Source organism: Kovacikia sp. CALU 1929 (assembly GCF_056784235.1).
In genome coordinates this window covers 110,716-128,728 of record NZ_JBXBCF010000065.1, presented here as the reverse complement: position 1 = coordinate 128,728, position 18,013 = coordinate 110,716, and the positions used below count along the sequence as shown (strand labels likewise).

At 50.5% G+C, this 18,013-nt stretch carries 16 protein-coding genes; 3 read left to right on the top strand and 13 right to left on the bottom strand.

The features are described 5' to 3' along the window. Window positions 1–56: 56 nt before the first annotated feature. The 8 genes from AC1S52_RS12240 to AC1S52_RS12205 all read right to left on the bottom strand — a co-directional run bounded on the left by AC1S52_RS12240 (window position 57) and on the right by AC1S52_RS12205 (window position 9,721). Complete coding sequence (locus tag AC1S52_RS12240) at window positions 57–1,052, bottom strand: pentapeptide repeat-containing protein (RefSeq protein WP_482029289.1); 996 nt, start codon at window positions 1,050–1,052, stop codon at window positions 57–59. A 72-nt stretch (window positions 1,053–1,124) separates the two neighbouring features. Next, entirely contained in the window at window positions 1,125–3,596 is a 2,472-nt protein-coding gene (locus AC1S52_RS12235; RefSeq protein ID WP_482029288.1) for an adenylate/guanylate cyclase domain-containing protein, read from the bottom strand. 301 nt (window positions 3,597–3,897) lie between these two features. Then, window positions 3,898–4,596 carry a cation diffusion facilitator family transporter gene (locus AC1S52_RS12230; RefSeq protein WP_482029287.1) on the bottom strand — a complete coding sequence of 233 codons (699 nt, stop codon included), beginning with the start codon at window positions 4,594–4,596 and terminating at the stop codon, window positions 3,898–3,900. Window positions 4,597–4,710: 114 nt separating this feature from the next. Next, window positions 4,711–5,160 carry a cyanase gene (cynS, locus tag AC1S52_RS12225; RefSeq protein WP_482029286.1) on the bottom strand — a complete coding sequence of 150 codons (450 nt, stop codon included), beginning with the start codon at window positions 5,158–5,160 and terminating at the stop codon, window positions 4,711–4,713. A 188-nt stretch (window positions 5,161–5,348) separates the two neighbouring features. After that, a complete protein-coding gene (locus AC1S52_RS12220) occupies window positions 5,349–6,230 on the bottom strand; it encodes an ABC transporter ATP-binding protein (protein ID WP_482029285.1) in 882 nt (293 codons plus the stop codon). Window positions 6,231–6,248: 18 nt separating this feature from the next. Further along, entirely contained in the window at window positions 6,249–7,079 is an 831-nt protein-coding gene (locus AC1S52_RS12215; protein WP_482029284.1) for an ABC transporter permease, read from the bottom strand. Window positions 7,080–7,083: 4 nt separating this feature from the next. After that, on the bottom strand, window positions 7,084–8,664 hold the full coding sequence (locus AC1S52_RS12210) for a CmpA/NrtA family ABC transporter substrate-binding protein (protein WP_482029283.1): 1,581 nt from the start codon (window positions 8,662–8,664) through the stop codon (window positions 7,084–7,086). A 244-nt stretch (window positions 8,665–8,908) separates the two neighbouring features. After that, window positions 8,909–9,721 (bottom strand): response regulator transcription factor, encoded by an 813-nt coding sequence (locus tag AC1S52_RS12205; RefSeq protein ID WP_482029282.1) that lies wholly within the window; start codon window positions 9,719–9,721, stop codon window positions 8,909–8,911. A gap of 436 nt (window positions 9,722–10,157) precedes the next feature. On the opposite strand from AC1S52_RS12205, the gene AC1S52_RS12200 reads away from it, so the two are divergent. Then, window positions 10,158–10,304 carry a hypothetical protein gene (locus tag AC1S52_RS12200; RefSeq protein WP_482029281.1) on the top strand — a complete coding sequence of 49 codons (147 nt, stop codon included), beginning with the start codon at window positions 10,158–10,160 and terminating at the stop codon, window positions 10,302–10,304. 125 nt (window positions 10,305–10,429) lie between these two features. On the opposite strand, the gene AC1S52_RS12195 is transcribed toward AC1S52_RS12200, so the two are convergent. Further along, window positions 10,430–11,665: an LL-diaminopimelate aminotransferase gene (locus AC1S52_RS12195; RefSeq protein ID WP_482029280.1), complete on the bottom strand. Its 1,236-nt coding sequence runs from the start codon at window positions 11,663–11,665 to the stop codon at window positions 10,430–10,432. A gap of 507 nt (window positions 11,666–12,172) precedes the next feature. Between AC1S52_RS12195 and AC1S52_RS12190 the strand changes: the two genes are divergently transcribed. Beyond that, window positions 12,173–12,844: a class I SAM-dependent methyltransferase gene (locus tag AC1S52_RS12190; protein ID WP_482029279.1), complete on the top strand. Its 672-nt coding sequence runs from the start codon at window positions 12,173–12,175 to the stop codon at window positions 12,842–12,844. A gap of 139 nt (window positions 12,845–12,983) precedes the next feature. On the opposite strand, the gene AC1S52_RS12185 is transcribed toward AC1S52_RS12190, so the two are convergent. Together AC1S52_RS12185 and AC1S52_RS12180 are read right to left on the bottom strand one after the other, a co-directional pair. Then, window positions 12,984–14,369, bottom strand: coding sequence for a DUF3370 domain-containing protein (locus tag AC1S52_RS12185; RefSeq protein WP_482029278.1), 1,386 nt, complete (start codon window positions 14,367–14,369; stop codon window positions 12,984–12,986). A 242-nt stretch (window positions 14,370–14,611) separates the two neighbouring features. Beyond that, window positions 14,612–15,466, bottom strand: a complete 855-nt coding sequence (locus tag AC1S52_RS12180; RefSeq protein ID WP_482029277.1) for a universal stress protein — start codon at window positions 15,464–15,466, stop codon at window positions 14,612–14,614. Window positions 15,467–15,994: 528 nt separating this feature from the next. Between AC1S52_RS12180 and AC1S52_RS12175 the strand changes: the two genes are divergently transcribed. After that, entirely contained in the window at window positions 15,995–16,486 is a 492-nt protein-coding gene (locus AC1S52_RS12175) for an acyl-CoA thioesterase (RefSeq protein WP_482029276.1), read from the top strand. Window positions 16,487–16,489: 3 nt separating this feature from the next. Here AC1S52_RS12175 and AC1S52_RS12170 read toward each other — a convergent pair whose 3' ends face one another. Together AC1S52_RS12170 and dxr are read right to left on the bottom strand one after the other, a co-directional pair. Beyond that, window positions 16,490–16,702 (bottom strand): hypothetical protein, encoded by a 213-nt coding sequence (locus AC1S52_RS12170; protein ID WP_482029275.1) that lies wholly within the window; start codon window positions 16,700–16,702, stop codon window positions 16,490–16,492. A gap of 3 nt (window positions 16,703–16,705) precedes the next feature. Next, window positions 16,706–17,887 carry a 1-deoxy-D-xylulose-5-phosphate reductoisomerase gene (gene dxr, locus AC1S52_RS12165; protein ID WP_482029274.1) on the bottom strand — a complete coding sequence of 394 codons (1,182 nt, stop codon included), beginning with the start codon at window positions 17,885–17,887 and terminating at the stop codon, window positions 16,706–16,708. Window positions 17,888–18,013: the final 126 nt, after the last annotated feature.

Below are 18,013 nucleotides of genomic sequence, written 5' to 3'. Positions count from 1 at the left end.
AGGCTCCCCGGAGCCTCCTTTTTTGTTCTATAGACCGGCGACAACGATACTTGTCCCTATTCATGAATCGATCCATCCGGCATTGTCGCCCCCTGAAGTATTGCCCCCTTCAGGTTGGCGCTGCTGAGTTCTGCTTTTGCCAGGTTGGCATCTGTCAGGTCAGCATCCCGCAGATCTGCCCGCCCCAGGTAAGCATCAATTAGAGTTGCACTGATCAGATTAGTCCGTCGCAGGTCAGTCCGGCTCAGATCTGCCCGGTTTAGCCGTGCCTGTTTGAGGGTTGCTTCCGTCAGGGTTGCCTTGCTGAGAATAGCATTGGTCAGGTTTGCCCCAGTCAAGTCAGCGGCTGCCAAATTGGCTTCCGTTAGATTTGCCCGTTCTAGCTTGGCATCCACCAGGTTTGCCTGCCTCAGGTGCGCCTCGGTCAATACCGCATCCGTTAAAAAGATTCCTTTCATGAAGGCTCCCGTCAGGTTTGCCCCCGTCAGATTCGTTTCCCGCAGGCTGGCTTCACTCAGATTTGCGCCCCGCAGATCGGCTTTGGTCAGGTCTGCTCCGGTCAGGTTTGCGCCCCGCAGGTCTGCTTTACGCAGGTCAGTGCCGCGCAGGTTTGCCCCAGCATAGCAACGCTTTTCAAACCGCAGATTTGCCCCTCGCAGGCAGGCACCCCGCAGGTTTGCCCCACTCAAATTAACACTCCTCATGTCAGCCGTAATCAGATTGGCATCTAGCAGATTTGCCAGAGTAATGTCGGCTCCCCGCAGATCTGCACCGTACAGGTTTGCACCGTGCAGGTCGGCATCTCGCAGCTTGGCATTCAGTAAGTCTGCCTGACTCAGGTTTGCACCGCTTAACCTGGTTCCCATCAGGCTTGCCTTGCTCAGGTTTGCCCGGTTGAGGTAAGCAAAGATCAGCGTTGCGTTTGCCAGATCTGCACCGCTCAGGTCTGCGCCAATCAAGTCAGCACCGCTTAAGTCAGCACCATTGAGGTTGATTCCTCGAAAGTCGATTTCCCCTGCTTGATAGCGTTGCAGTAGCTCACTCGCGTCCATTCGTTCCCTCAACTGACTTCTGTAAGAAGTTTAATCTGTGGTTCCCTGAGTTGAAGGCGATTGGAGAAAAGCTTAGTTGGAAATGGTTTGGGTTGGGGTGTCCTTTTCAGGCTGGCTAATGCTGGATGGTGACTGAGTACTACGGGACTCGATCGCTTTATTGGTTGAGGTGAATGGTGGTTTGGAAGTTTCAGCACTGGGCGACTCAGTAATATGAGTTGGACTATTGGCAGAGGTTAGTATCTGGCAGGTAAACTCATCCTCATCATTGGCAGGGGCGATTTCCAGCGTAGTTTCCTCAAAGTCATCGAGACTAATGCCAGTTTCATCCGTGAGATCATTGATGTCCTGGCTTGAATGGCGAAACAGGTAAAGGGGACGAAGGCAGCGAATGACTGCGGTTGCTGTCTGAATGTTTTCTTCAGGTTCTCTCAGCCGTCGGGCAGTGCCATAGAGAACCGCTTCCAGGTCTGTGTAGAATTTGCAGGTTCTCAAAAGATGGCGCATGAGTCCATCTAACTCATGCATTTTCAAGTTGAGCCAGTCCTGATTGCTATAGCCAAAGTCGCCATGAAGGGCGGAGAACAGGAGAATTTTTGCCCGTAACGGGTTGGCGTACTTCATAATCCCCAACCGATAGTCAAACAGGCTAGTGAAGGTTTTTTGAGGATTGTCTAAGGGATTTTCTAAATTGACCGCACTAAGCGAGGGATCGGGAGAATGGGAGTCTGACCCATCTTCCGAGTCTTGCCCTTCTATTGCATCTTGCCCTTCTATGGCATCTTGTCCTTCTCCCAAGCCTGCTAAATCCTCCAGATTTTCCAGGTCTACTGGGGGCGAAGTGGTGGAACTGACTTCTGCTACAGGAGGGGGCGTAGTTCCAGGTTCAAGTATGAGGGCTGATTCTGGTAGCGGTTCGGGTTCGGGTTCCTCATGGTCAGGATATAGATGGCTCATCTGATGCACGATCGCCCGGGCGATCACTGCATATTCTTCCCGTTTGTTGAGTGAGCGGGCAACCGCATTCAGCGCTAGCACAAGCTGCTCACGGGTTTGGGTTAGATGAAACAGCTCTTCCAGAAGTTCGTCGAAGGGATAGCCATTCAGCGTTGCTGGATTACTTTCCCACTGCCGCCGACAGACGTAAAGAATCAGCTTCTTAATCCGAATAGCGTTGGGGTTTTGCTCCAGTCTGGCAGCAATTTCGGTATAGTCTAACTGTTGCGCAGGTTGAAGTGCTGAGGCTCCATCGGGAATATTGAAAACGGTTTCCTCAGTCAACGGGATGGGAGCGGGATTGGCTTGAGTCAGGTCACTGGTTTCCGTTGCCAGGTAAAGGCGTTGGAACTTGCTGGTAATTGCATTGCCAACCAGCGTATATTCTGCTTGCTTGCTCAGGGTGTGGATGAATTCGTTGAGTGTGTTGCGTAACTGATCGGCGGTCGGAACGAGTTGGTAAAGTTCGGCAACCAGGTCTTGCAGCCGCACCCGGTCTAACTGCTCGGTGTCATTTTCCCAGCGTCTACGGCAGATGTAATAAATTAACTTTTTAATCCGCTGCTGGTTGCCCGTTTGCTCAAGCTCCTGGGCAACTCGTTCGTAAAGGGAAATCAAGTGATTGGTGTTGGGGCGACCGAGGGGGGCGATCGCATCCGTAACGGGCTGGGAGTTAGACTCGCTCGACTGCGTCTGTTGCTGCAAGTTGAAATAAAGCTTGCTCACCTCTTCGACCACGGTATTCGCAACCAAACTATACTCGGCTGGCTTGCTTAAGGTTTTGACGGCTGCTTCCAGGTAATGCTGCAACCGCTCTGGCGTAGGGGCAAGCCTGAGAACGTCTTGCAGCAGGTTTCGCAAATTCATGGCTGCCAGACGGTTTGAGTCACCTTCCCAGGCGTTTTTGCAGGCATAAACCAGTAATTTTTTGATCCGCAAAAAATCTTTATGCTGTTCCAGACTACGAATGGTGTCGGCGTAGGGATCGGCAGACTCGGCACTGGAGTCCAGAATAATCTTGTAGGTGGGGACGACCTCCCGAATGTTTTTGAGTTCCTGAGGACCCAGATACCGGGTTTCCAGGGTCATCCCAGCCTTCACGACATCATAGACCGTTTGGGAAATGCAAATTCCACTGGGTTCTGCCAGGGTTTGCAAGCGGGCAGCGATATTGACACCATTGCCCATGACATCCGTTTCGTTGATGAAGATATCTGCCAGGTGAATTCCAATCCGGTGCTGTAAAGAATCTTCCGGGGGGCGTTGGGTTGCCTTCTCAATCAGACGATGTTGAATTTCAATGGCGTACTCAACCGCTTTGACGGCACTGATAAAGCACATCAGCAAGCCATCTCCAGTCGATTTGAGGACACGCCCCTCATACTGATCGCAGACCTGTTTCATCAGTTTGAGGTCACGCCGAATCAGGTCCAGGGTGTGATCCTCATTGACTGACATGCGAGCGCTGAAACCAACACAATCGGTAAATACGACCGTTGCCAGTGTACGGTGTCCCTTTAGTTCTGATGACAGCAGATCGTTTTCCATTAGGGTTGTACTGGCAAACAGAGTTCAGGTCGTTTCAGATTCAGCCTGGGAGGTCAGCGCTGGTAGATGCACGGGTTGGGGAAGTAAGAGGGATAGGTGTGAGGTGTGAGGTGTGAGGATGAAAAAACCGCGTTTAGGTTAACAAATTAGATAAAAATTAAGCAGGTTTAGACAATAAACCTTGGAAGGAGCGGCATTCTTTCGCTAGGGTGCCCTGATGTCTCAAGTTTTGCACGGTTGTAGGGAAAATGGGAGGGGGAAGAGAGAAGGATGAAGGATGAGGGATGAAGTTTAGTAACTCTCAACTCTCAACTCTCAACTCCTTTTCACGCTCTTTCTTGCTAGTTTGCAGTAAGGTTTTCAGGCTTTCAAGCACCAGGGGTACAGCGCTCAAGAAAATTAATCCGGCGACGAAAAGGCTGATGGCTCCGTCTACCCAAAACCAGTGAAGCAGCGCGATCGAGATCGCTGCCACCACAACTCCAATTGAACTGACAGTATCAGCTAAAACGTGTAGAAAAGCGGCTTTCAGATTCAGATCATGGCGGCTACCCCGATGCAAAAGCGCGATGTTGATACCGTTGATAACCGTTCCAGCACAGGCAGTCAGTAACATCGGCAGACTGGCGATCTCTGCTGGTGGCAGTTGCAAATGTTCAATCGCTTCCCACCCAATCCAGCCAGCCAGCAGCACTAAGGCGACGCCATTAATCAGGGCTGCCCCCGTTTCCCAATCGGGCTTACTGGCAACTCCCAGTCTGGGTAGTTGGGTCATCCAGGTTGCCAGGAGTGCCAACACCAGTGCCAGACTATCCGATGCCATATGCCCCGACTCTGCAACCAGTGCCAGACTATGACTGACCAGCCCAATGCCAAATTCTGCGATGGCAAAGGTGCCAATTAACAGGACGGCGATCGCCAGTTGGGTCTGCTTGGTTTTGGGATCGATAGACAAATCCCTGTGGACATGGTGGGGACAGTCAATGGAGTGATGATGCATTCGTGTAGGAGTTTGGTGAACCGCTCAACGCAAAGCAGGGAGCATTTGTCCTCGGACAATTCTACTCCCTGCTGACGCAAAACCTGGTTTAAGTGTGCCCGTTATTGAAATGGCTTACCACTTCTTATAGGGCAGAAACTTGCCGTTCATGATGACCTTGACGCGATCGCCCTTGGGATCTGCCTCTTTCTCAATATCCAGGGTGAAATCGATCGCACTCATAATGCCATCGCCAAATTTCTCATGAATAATCTCCTTCATCGGCATTCCATAAACCTGCATAATTTCGTAGAAGCGGTAGACTAGCGGGTCAGTCGGCACCAGCGGACCCAATCCTTTGGCAGGATAGGCAGTTAACTCTGGAATTAGATCCTGGCTCAGATCAAGGGCATGAAGAATTTTGCTGGCTTCATCTTCAGAGGCACTTGCCTGCCGGTAGAAAACGGCTGCAATCCAGATTTCATCTCGTCCAACGGCTTGCTCCAGATCGCTAAAGCTCACCCCTTTGGCTTTCTTAGCGGCTAACAGATGTTCAGTGATTTCAAGTAGTTCAACGTTTGACATGGTGGCTCCTTGGGTAGGTGGGAGGTGGGAGGTGAAAGTTGAGAATTGAAAATTGAGAGTTGAGAATTGAAAATTGAGAATTAGGAGTTGAAAGTTGGGTAGTAAGTAATTATCCTTTTCCTCTTAGCCTTGAGCCTTCGCACGGTATCTGCGATCTGTAAAACTCTCAACTTTCAACTTTCAACTCCTCACACCACTGTTTGCTGAATCCGCGATTCTTCTACGGCACGGGTTTCGCGGGAGAGATGATGTTCCATCTCTGCTTTGATTTCGTGGTAAGCGGGGTAGCGATCCAGTTCTTCGCGTTTGCGGGGGCGGGGGAAGGGCACGTCCAGGACCTGGGCGATTCTGGCGGCGGGTCCACGGGTCATCATGACAATCTTGTCGGAAAGCAGGAGTGCCTCTTCGATGCTGTGGGTAATCAGAACCACGGTTTTGCGCTGTTGCTCCCAGATGCGCTCAATTTCATCCTGTAGGAAGCCGCGAGTGAGGGCATCCAGTGCCCCAAATGGTTCGTCCATTAGCAGGATTTGGGGGTTGATTGCCAGGGCGCGGGCAATGCCGACCCGTTGCTTCATGCCACCCGAAAGCTCATGGGGATGCTTCCGTTCGGCTCCGGTTAAACCCACCAGGTCGATGAATTCGTGAACAATACTCTTTTGCTGTGCCAGGGGCATGATGGGGTAAACGGTTTCCAGGGCGAACCGAACGTTCTCGGCAACTGTCATCCAGGGCATGAGGGCATAGCTTTGGAAGACTACGCCCCGATCGGGCCCGGGTGCGGTAATCGGTTTTCCACCAAGAGTGATGAAGCCAGTAGAGGGCTTGGACAGTCCGGCAATAATATTGAGCAGGGTAGATTTGCCACAGCCGGAAGGACCGATGATGGAAACGAAGGTATTGGGTTCAATTTCCAGGTTAATGTCTGCGATCGCCACAAAGTCCTGGGAGGTTCGTTTCCTGACCTTATCCATCCAGGTTTGTCTGCCTCGGAAAACCTTGGAGATGCCCTGGATCGAGAGATGATCTGCTGTTTCCACGGGTTTTGTGAGTGGGTTAATAGTTTGCATGGTGATTACCTCTTTCCGTTACCTCTGCCCGAAGGAGACCCAGCTTTGCAAAAGACCAAACAACCAGTCCAGAACTAAGCCAACCAAGCCAATCACCAAAATGGCGGTGATGATGCTGGTGATTTTGAGGTTGTTCCATTCGTTCCAGATGAAGTAACCAATTCCACCGCTGAGTAGGATTTCAGCGGCAACGATGACCAACCAGGCGATCGCAAAGCTGATCCGCAGACCAGCCACAATACTGGGGGCAGCGGCAGGCAAAATCACCTTACGAATTGTGCGCCAACGGGAAGCCCCCAGGGTTCGGGCAACGTTCAGGTAGGCTGGATCGACATTGCTGACACCAAATTTAGTGTTTGCCAGGGTGGGCCAAATGCTGGAAATGGCAATCACAAACAGAGCGGTCTTTTCAGAATCCTTCATCAGTGCCAACCCCAGCGGCAACCATGCCAGGGGTGAAACCGGACGAAGTATTTGAATAAATGGGTCAACCGCCTTAGAAACCACGGGGGATAGCCCGGTTAAAACTCCGACCGGAATCGCGATCGCCGAGCCGATTAAAAATCCCACAATTACTCGCTGGAGGCTGGTCATCAACAACCAACCAATCCCCCGATCGTTGGGACCATAGTCAAAGAAGGGGTTCGTGACCCAGAACCAAAAGTCCTGTAACGTCTGACTGGCAGACGGCATGATGGGCAGGAACAACTTAAGATTGACCCCCACCTCCCATACGATCAGGAAAACTGCCAGGATGAGGACAAATAGCAAACCCGCTTTCTGATTGACGGTCAGCCCAGCCAATCGGGGTCGGGCTGCGATCGCAGGCTGGATGGAGTGATCAGTCATAGGTTCAAACCTTAAACTTCTTGATTTGCTCATCGACATAAGCCGTCGGACTTTGGGGGTCGAAGGTGTCAAATTTCAAGGTCTCAACCCGCTGCACTTCTGTCGGAGGTGTTTGACCCAGTTCTTTCTGCAACTCGGCAGCGACATCCGTGAGAAAGATTTCGTTGGCGATCTTGTCATAGTCAGCCTTGTCTTTGGTCATCAAGTCCCAGCGCACCAGTTGACTGGAAATCCACTTGGCAAAGCTCTTCCAGGGGTAGGGGTCAAAACCGATGCGATCGGGCACATCCAGGGTATTGCCCAGTCCATCTTCAAATTTACCGGTCAAAACCGCTTCCACAACGGGGAGGGGCTGGTTCAGGTACTTGCGCTCAATCAATGCGGCAGCAATCTTTTGCCGGTTTGCGGGGTCATTGGCATAACCTGCGGCATCGACGATCGCCTTATTGACTGCCCGGAAGGTATTGGGATTGGCATCAATCCACTGTTGGCTGGCGGCAAAGGCGCAGCAGGGATGTCCATCCCACAGGTCTTTGGTCAGCATGTGAATATACCCAACCTTTTCGTAGACGGCTCGCTGGTTGAAGGGGTCGGGCATCAGCATGGCATCGAGGTCTCCAGCAGACATCTTTGCCACACTGTCTGGCGGGGGAACCGGGAAGATCTGCACGTCTTTGTCGGGGTCCAGTCCGCCGGTTGCCAGGTAATAGCGGATCAATAAGTTGTGCATTGAGAATGGGAAGGGCACCCCGATCGTGAAACCCTTAAAGTCTGCGGGTCCTTTCACCGCATCTTTGTGCTTCATCGCAATGGTGATTGCCTGCCCGTTGATGTTTTCAATGCTGGCAAGCTTGATGGGGAAAGCGGCAGAACCCAGCCCCATGGTGATGGCGATCGGCATCGGAGAGAGCATGTGGTAGGCATCCAGTTCCCCGGCGATCGCAGAGTCACGCACCGCTGCCCAGTTAGGCATCTTTTTCACAATTACCTTTAGCCCATGCTTCTCGTAAAACCCTAATGGTTCAGACATTACGATTGGCGTGGCACAGGTGATCGGAATAAACCCGATCGTCAACTCTTGCTTCTCTAAACCGCTGCCACCGCCCGCCGTTGGAGAAGATTGGGTGGTCGAAGATTCCTGATTAGTGGCACAGCTTGCCATTCCCACCAGCGCGGCTGACACCACCACTCGCTTCATGAATTCGCGGCGGCTGTAGCTGCCCCGCTTCATGGTGTTGCCAAAAAACTCTGCTGCATGGGGTCCAAATGCAGCGGTAAATGCCTCTTCCAGTCCTCCCGCTTCCTGAATCAATTCTTCGCAGAACTTGCGTCTGACCTCGTTGCCCCCGGAAATGTTTTGTAAAAATAGCTCTTTCCGAAATTCTGCCCCAGCCAAACTATTTGCCAGGGTGAGGGCATCTGGTTTATAGATCCCCATCTTTACCAGATCATCAATGTAATCGACTGGATCCGAAGGCATCCCTTCTGTAAATTGCCAGTGATCTTGGGGCAGGTGGCTTCCCCCGCATGGACAGCGTAACTCAGTCGGCGTTAACTCGAATGAATCGGTCGTTTGAACTGCCATAGAAGAATCCAAATTCAGGTCAGGTGGAACAGGTTAAAAGTGCTGCAATTGGGTGGAGGCGATCGCTCCTATCGCGTTGCCTTTCTAGATGAGTGGAATCTCAAAACCCTAAACGATTCCATAGGAGAAAGTTTTAGCTTGCTTGTAAGGTACCAGGCGTTTTCGGGAAAACCATTAGAGAAGTTTTTGATAAAGTAGGACTTTTTTTCGGAAGATGTCCCCCATTCTCAACTCCCCACTCCCCTTAACCCGCCTGATACTCAACGGTTGCCGTTGATGTATTGCGCCAGACTTGAGGAGAAACTCCATGAAATTGGCGAAATTGACGGATAAAGTAGCTGGCATCGGCATAACCAACGGTTTCGGCAATTTGCCCAATGGACTGGGCAGATTTCAACAACAATTCACGCGCTTGTACCATGCGGCGTTCGGTGATCCATTGCTTGACGGTGCGCCCGGTCAGGTTTTGCACCAGATTGGTCAGGTAGGCAGGCGAATAACCAACTGCCTGGGCAACGTCTCTCAGGCTAATGGGTTGGGGATAGTGGGTCTCAATAAAGTGAAAGACCGGCTCCAGTTTCGGGCAGGCTGGAAAAATTTCGGCTGGATCTAGGGACGAATGGGGTTCTGGTGGTTCAGCACGGCTAACTTTACTTGAGTCGCTGGTATACCAGTGTTCTAAGGTCTGCTGACGTTCTAAACGGGTGGCGATCGCGGCTAAAAATTGTTCTACAGTACAGGGTTTAGTCAAATAATCATCGGCTCCCAATTCCATTCCTCGCCGCAGGTCGGTCATGGTTACTTTGGCAGTCAGAAAAATGAAGGGAATGGCGGCAGTTGCCTTTTTCTGCCGCAAAGTGGAAAGCACCTCATAACCATCCCGATCCGGCATCATGATGTCACACACAATCAGGTCGGGTAAATGGATCTGAGCCAGTTTCACCCCAATTGAGCCACTTTCTGCACTGAGGGCGCGAAACCCCTCAAACGCCAGCGATCGCACAAAAATATCGCGGGTCTGTGCCTCATCCTCAATCACCAGAATGGTTTTTATCATGTCTCCTGATGCCTGCAAGGAAACTCACCGACGCTCCCATGTCACTGAAATAAGAAGCTGTTAAATCCCTGGAATCTTGGACATTTCGGGGATCTCGGCAGAGGTTTTATGCTTGAATGAGTGCCATTTAGCTTGACCCAATCAGCAAACCTGGAAGCCTGCTCATACTTTCTTAATTAATGACGTTCGTTACTTTCGTGTGGTGTAATTCACTACCGTATTGGGATATAGCGTTTTTGAATCCAGTCAGGTCCATGAGTAGCCGTAGAATCCTTGAGTCAAACAGATGAGATGGACCTCACCCAGCAAGGAAACGCGATCGGGGAGGGGTTGGTTGGGCGCGACTGCTGATTAAAACGTCAGCGTTTGCCGATTGTTCTTGCTGATCGAGGAATTTTGGATGATTTTGTGAGAACAGGAAAATTTGTGAGAAAGGATGTCTGTGCAATCCTTTCTCACAATCTGTATGGAATCGCTAGAGGGCGATCGCGATCGCAGTTCCCGCTTAAGGGACTCGCAAATTAATAAAGTCCCAACGTCATTCCCGCGCAGGCGGGAATCCATCGTGGAGCAGATTGTCTAGCGGGTCCTTTATTTGGGGGCACATCCCTAAGGGAGATACGTCTTGTTAAACAGGGATGGGGCGTATGGGATGTCCCTCAGCAGAGTTGGAACCGCTATCTTGCTTTTAATCTTGCGGTTTCTGAACTACACTTTGAACTTTTCCGTAATCCGTTTCATCGCCTCTTCCACATTTTCGCGGCTATTGAAGGCAGAAATGCGGAAGTAGCCCTCACCAGCGGCACCAAAACCGGAACCAGGAGTTCCCACCACGTTGCAGGTATGCAACAACTTATCAAAAAAGTCCCAACTGGAGAGACCACTGGGCGTTTCTACCCAGACGTAGGGAGCATTGGTGCCACCGTAAACGGAAAGTCCGGCAGCGGTTAGTTGTTCTCGAATAATGCAGGCATTTTCCATATAAAAGCTGACCAGCGCTCTGGTCTGTGCCTGTCCTTCAGGAGCATAAACGGCTTCGGCTCCCCGTTGCACAATATAGGATACGCCATTAAATTTTGTGGACTGGCGACGGTTCCAGAGTTTCCACAGCTCAACATCAGATCCATCAGCAGCTTTTGCTGTCAGGCTTTTGGGTACCACGGTCAGGGCGCAGCGGGTGCCGGTAAAGCCTGCATTTTTGGAAAAGGAGCGAAACTCGATCGCACACTCCCTCGCACCCTCAATTTCATAGATGGAATGGGGAATCGCTGGATCGGTAATAAAGGCTTCGTAAGCCGCATCAAAGAAGATAATGGAACCATTGGCACGGGCGTAGTCTACCCACGCCTTGAGGTGTTCTTTGGAAGCGGTGGAGCCAGTAGGGTTATTTGGAAAACAAAGGTAGATGAGATCGACTTTTTGGGAGGGAATCGTTGCCGTAAAGTTGTTTTCTGCTGTGATGGGTAAATAGACCAAGCCGCCATACTCGCCTTTGTCATTGGCATCTCCAGTGTGTCCTGCCATGACATTGGTATCGACGTAAACGGGATAAACCGGGTCAGTCACCGCAATGGTATTGTCATCACCAAAAATATCCAGAATATTACCCGTGTCACACTTGGAGCCATCGGAGATAAAAATTTCAGAGGCATCCACTTCGCAGCCTCTTGCCCGAAAATCACTTGCTGCAATCTTCTCCCGCAACCAGGCATACCCCTGCTCTGGACCGTAACCTTTGAAAGAGGAGCGATCGCCCATTTCTTCCACCGCTTTGATCATTGCCATGCGGCAAGCTTCCGGTAGCGGCTCTGTCACATCTCCAATGCCCAACCGAATAATGCTGGCACTGGGGTTCGCTTCTGCAAACGCATTTACCCGCCGCGCAATTTCGGGAAACAGATAGCCCGCTTTGAGTTTGAGATAGTTGTCGTTGATAGTTGCCATAGTGGATTGCTTCAAGTCACCTAAATCAGCTTACTGTGGAAGGGAGGGACGGAGTTGAAAGTTGAGAGTTGAGAATGAAGAATGTACGGCTCTGCCGTTCCCGAAGGGTTAGGATAAGGGACGAAAAGGGGCTGTAGTGGAAACGATGCTCAGTCGCCTTGCACTTCTGATTCTTCTGGACTTTAGTCAATGTAACTTTCAGACCACCCAAGACCTCCGAGGTTTTCAAAAACCTCGGAGGTCTGAATTACAGCAGTTTTTAGACGAGTGCCACACAATGAATGCCGTTATATTAAGGCACAACCAACGTTCTGTGTTGCATACACAAATGAAAATTGCTGTAAATCTGGACACCTCAAATCCATCATCGGACTTTAACTCCTGGTCATTCCATGAAACCTTGATGCGGCTGAAACCTGGCAAACTTTTGAATCGCTAAAGTCCAACTCACCCCCTTTAATTCTCAACTCAAAACTCAAAACTCTTAACTCAAACTTCTCTCCCTGCTTGACAAATCAAACCATTGGATTGGATCAAAATCTCTACCATTACCTGCTGTCCATTTCTCTGCGAGAGTCGGAAGTGCTGAGTCAGCTTCGGCAGGAGACAGCAAGGCACCCTCAAGCCAGAATGCAGATTGCACCAGAGCAGGGACAGTTTATGGCACTACTGGTGCAATTGATGGGAGCCAAAAAAACGCTGGAAGTGGGGGTGTTTACAGGCTATAGCACGTTGTCAGTTGCGATCGCGCTTCCGCTTGATGGCAAAGTGATTGCCTGTGACGTGAATCAGCAAGACACCGTGATCGCTCGTCGCTACTGGCAACAGGCAGGAGTCGCCGACAAAATTGACCTGTACCTTGCACCTGCCCTAGAAACCCTGGATTGGCTGCTGGCAACTGGGCAGGCTGGCACTTTTGATTTTGCATTCATTGATGCCGATAAGAGCAACTACGACCATTACTACGAGCGATCGCTGCAACTCGTGCGGTCAGGGGGGCTGATTGCGATCGATAACGTACTTTGGTCAGGGCGTGTAGCCGATCCAACTGTCCAGGACAATCGCACTAACAAAATCCGCGCCTTTAACCAAAAACTTCATCAAGATCAGCGCGTCATGGTTAGTCAGGTATCCATTGGAGATGGATTAACTCTGGCGTTGAAAGTGAGTGAGGGGTGAGGGGCTGTTGGTCATTGGTCATTGGTCATTGGTCATTGGTCATTAGTCACTGGTACTTACAGATGACAGATGACAAAGGACGAATGACAAACAATACCCATTCCTCAACTTCCAACTCTCAACTTTCATCCTCCATCCTTCATCCTTCCGTTCTAACCGTCAAAATCTGCGGCGGAGTTGAGTCGGGTGGGTAGAGAAAGTTGAACTGGACAAGACGTCGATCGCCCGGTTGCATGGTCATCAATGCCAGGGGTTCTCCTTGCTGTCCCCGCCGTTGCACCAGATGGACATGGCGGGTCTGGGGTAAACCCTGGTCGTCGGTGTAACGGACTCGCACAGTCCCCCGGAAAAACACCTGCCTGGGTAAGGGTTCAAAAAAACGCAGTCCATTTTTAGAGAGTTGGTCTTCCTTGATGGGGGTTTCGAGGGCGATCGCAACGGTCCGCGTCTGATCCGTTGTGTTCCGCAAGGGTAAGGTGAGACTGTACTCTATGGCATAGTTTCCGTGTGCCTGGTAAGCCGTATCTGGATAACGGGCAATCATCGGAGCGGTTTCCACTTGCCCCGTGCCCAATCTGCCACCGACTAGCGTACTGAGTCCATAGGAAAACGCTTGCCCAGCTTTGGGAATGCTGAGATACCAGTCTGAAATGGGTGCTTTGGGATTATCCACAATTTGGGTTTGCCACTGGGAGCCTCTGGAAACCCCGGCAACCCGACCGTAAATAATCTGCCCGGTGGTCTGCTCCGGAGGGGTAGGGGCTTTATCGCGGGGTCCCGCCAGTTTTCCCGTTTCCAGCAAGGTCTGCCACGCTTCCAGGGTAGGAGCCTGTTCACTCCCATCGGCATTTTGGGCGGCAAACGTTGCCAAGCTGGCAGCATAGACCGGACCACTGCTCCATAGACGCATTACAGTAGAACGTCCATTAATGGGTGGGTCTAGCGTTTTTACTGGAATCGGCAGGTTCAACAGCATGGCACTTTGTCCGGGTGGAACCACAATTTGAGCCGGAAAGTCTGACTGGCGCTTACCTCGCAGAACATCATCGGTGGCGCGGCTACCTGGTCCAGCAAAAACCTTACCCAGCGGGTTATTCACATAAGCTGGTAGCTCAATGAAAGGTGCATCCGGCTGGCTGAGGTAGCTGGCTGCATTCAAAATATCAACCGTAACGGGTTGGGATCCCGGATTGTGGAGCAGAATGCCCAGGTAGAGAGTCCGTAAATCCTCCGGGGTCTTTGCCTTTGCAATGTGGTGGGCAAAAACATCAAAACGGTCACGAAACGCCAAATTCAGATGAGCTGAAGGGGTGCTCATTCCCTGTGCCGGAAAAGTCGAAAGCAGAATCCCTTCTTCTTGAACCAGTTCTGGACTGTTGCTATTAAACACCAGAACAGAGTCTAACTGTCCCGGTAGTGCCCGCACGGTTTGGGGAACCACAATCTCTTGAGGGGTAGGCGTGGGAGTAGGGGTGGGAGCAGGAGTAGCTTGAGCTAAAACGGGGATTGAAATCAAAGGAAACATACCAGAAATTCCTAGCTTGCGGGCTTCATCATAACGACTTTTTGTGAAGCCAGGAACTAGTGTTCCGTCAGGAAAAATTTGACGGGTCGTAGACCCTCAAAATTTAGACATCATTGAATTCCTGGGTATTCGCTACCTACCAAATTGAATTTGACAGAGTACTAGGAAGGGGTGGATGGGCAGGGGCTAGGAGGTAGATATAACACTCATCTACTTATCTACCCATCCACCTATTCACCTCCCTATGAGGCTTCTGTGCGGGCAAGCAAGACAGGGCAGTTCGCGTGGACTCGCACATAATCTGAAAGCGAAACCCCTAACAACCGATCCAGGTCGGGAAGCACTTTGGCGATCGAGGGGCGGCGATCGGGAGAACCCAGCATCAGCAAGTCTACGTTCATTTCCTCGGCAATTCGACAAATTTCTTCACCGGGTCTACCTGTGCTGCTGATGCAACGGTAGCCCACTCCCAGGCGTTTAGCTTCGGCAACAGCCGTTGATAGCACCGGATCACGCTCTGCCTCAGCCCCTGCCAGCTCTTGATGCTTACTCCCCTGATCGGCATCGACGTGCGACAGAATCAGTTGCCCACCTTTAATATCTCTCAGCATGAACAGGGCAAGCTTGAGGCACTCCTTCGCCGAGTCAGATTTATCCATTGCCACCATGATGCGGTTGATCCGCTTCACGTAGATATCATCCTTGACCAGCAACATGGGGCGAGAAGATAGCTGAAATACATACTGGCTGACGGAGTTTTCCAAAATTGAAACGATACGAGCCAGACCCCGGGAACCCATAATAATCAGGTCAGCATCAATCTCATCTGCGACTTTGAGAACGATGTCTTTGGGTTCTCCCTGGCGCAGAACAGCATTAACGTGACTGGGATCCAGGTGGAGGGACTGGATCGCGTTGGCTAGAAAACGTCCCCCAGCTTCCCATTTTTCTGTCATTGCATCCGCAGTAACCTGGCTTGGAACCACATGCAGGACAGTGACGTTCGCCCTCTGAATCGAAGGAATTTCCATCAAGGCTTTGAGCATCTCTTCGGAGTGTCCGGTGCCGGAATCAGCCAGAAGAATTTTTTCTATCATCGCTTTGCCTCTTGAGTTTCGTTAAAACAAGCCGAACTGGTTTGAATTTTAAAGTTCAAACTTCAGAGTTCAAACTTCTGCCGAAGTAAGTAACGTTAGGATGTGTAATACATTCAATGTGCAATACAGTCGCTCACACCACTCATTTCAGCGCATACCTTAGCAGATGTTTCTAATCAGCAATTATACGTTCACCTGTGTTCAACAAACGATATTTTCATACTGCTTATTCCATTTAGAATCATACAAAAATGTCCAGTATTTTCCTCACATCTTCCTCATATTTCCCAGTTAAAATCATTACCCCCACGAAAGTGAATTGTAACGATTTTTATTACACTCATTCACTCAATAGAACTCTGTCAGACAGCTAAATTTCAGGAAAACGGTTAATTTGTATCAGTAGATTACTGTTTTTATAGTCCATTCAAAACCTGACTAAAATTAGTTCACTCAGCAACTTAAATAAAGTAAACCATTAATGTAAGCATTAATATAAAGTTACGGTTTTTAATATTCATTGATGACATGGCAAGTAATCCCCAGAATCAACCCCAACTTCCCCCAACGGTGGCGATCGAAAATGCGCTCCAGGCTTCTTCGATTCACTGGTTTGAATACCCGGTTACGGCACATCCCCATCATACGGACTATGCTGGCGTAGTTTGGCATGGGGCTTATGTTGCCTGGATGGAGGAGGCGCGGATTGAGTGCCTGCGTTCGATTGGGGTTGATTACGCAAACCTGGTGACAATGGGTTGTGAGATGCCTGTGGTTGAGCTTTCCATCCGTTACCATCAGGCAGTCTTGATGGGTATGAGTGCGATCGTCAAGACGCGCATAGCAGAAATGACTGGAGTTCGAATCAACTGGGACTACCAGATTCAATCGCTGGATGGGCTAATTCTATTTGTCACTGCACGGGTTTCACTGGTGGCTGTGGACCAGGAAAAAGGTAAAATCCTGCGTCAATTGCCACCTCCCGTTAGGGAAGCATTGGCAAAATTAGCAGCGGGATAAGATTTATTTGCTGCCTGTGATCAAATTCCAGAATGATTGAAATAGTTGGGTCAGTTCTTGCCAGAGCTGGGCGGGACCAATACCAAAGGCAAGCAACACCAGTACAATGATGGCGATCGTCAGCGCTGTGCTGATGGTTGCTCTGGCAATTTTAACGAGCCAGGTGAAGATGATAAAAGCAACGGCGATCGCTGCCAGAAATAGAATGATTTCCACACCCTATACCCCACACCCTACACCCATCTGACTGGCAGTTAGCACTTCCTGGCGTGCCCACTGATCGGCAGCAATGATGTCATCCAGGGAAGGATTGGAACGATTATGGGAGTGGTAGCGATCGCACACCAGCTCAATTAGTCGGGGAATATCTAAAAATTGAATCTTTTCTTCCAGGAACAGCGCAACTGCTTGCTCATTGGCGGCGTTCAGTACCGCAGGCATACAGCCTCCTGCGCGACCCGCTGCGTATGCCAGTTTCATGCAGGGATATTTCTGATGATCAGGTTCACGAAAGGTGAGGCTCCCCACTTTGACCAGATCCAGAGGTTCCCAATTGGTGTAAATCCGCTCTGGGTAAGAAAGGGCATAGAGTAGGGGTAGACGCATATCTGCCCAGCCCAATTGTGCCAGGACAGAAGTATCCTGCAACTCAATCATGGAGTGAATGATGCTCTGGGGATGAATCACAATCTCAATCTGGTCATAGTCCACTCCAAACAGGTAGTGGGCTTCAATAACTTCTAACCCTTTATTCATCAGGGTGGCAGAGTCAATGGTGATTTTGCGTCCCATTGACCAGTTAGGATGTTTCAGTGCATCAGCAACCGTAACCTGCGCTAACTTTTCTACAGGTAAATCGCGAAATGCCCCGCCGGAAGCCGTTAACAAAATCCGACGCAAACCTTTCTCAGGCACTCCCTGAAGACACTGAAAAATCGCAGAGTGTTCTGAGTCTGCCGGTAAAAGCTTAACGCCATGTTTCTGAATCAAGGGCAGTACGACGGGTCCCCCGGCAATCAAGGTTTCCTTATTTGCCAGAGCAATATCTTTCCCGGCTTCGATCGCCGCAATCGTCGGTAACAACCCGGCACAGCCCACAATCCCGGTGACAACTACATTGGCTTCACTGTAACGGGCAACCTCAATCACCCCTTCCTCGCCCGCTAAAAGAGTGGGTTGGGGAGCCAGATCTGCTAACGCTGCTTTCAGATCAGAGAGTTTTTCGGTGTCGCAAATTGCCGCGATCTCCGGACGAAACTGGCGAATCTGCTGTGCCAGCATTTCTACATTGCTCCCCGCTGCCAGTCCCACAATGCGGAATTGGTCAGGATTGTGGGTCACAATATCCAATGTTTGGGTACCAATCGACCCGGTGGAGCCAAGGAGAGAGATTGCTTTCACGGTTCAGTGGTTAAGTCACACCTCCCCTATCTTACGCTTGCTTGGTACCCAACCCTTAAGAAATTCTTGAGGGAGGACAAATGTAACAAGATCCGCTTTCCAGCAGAAAAAGGGGATCCTGGTGGA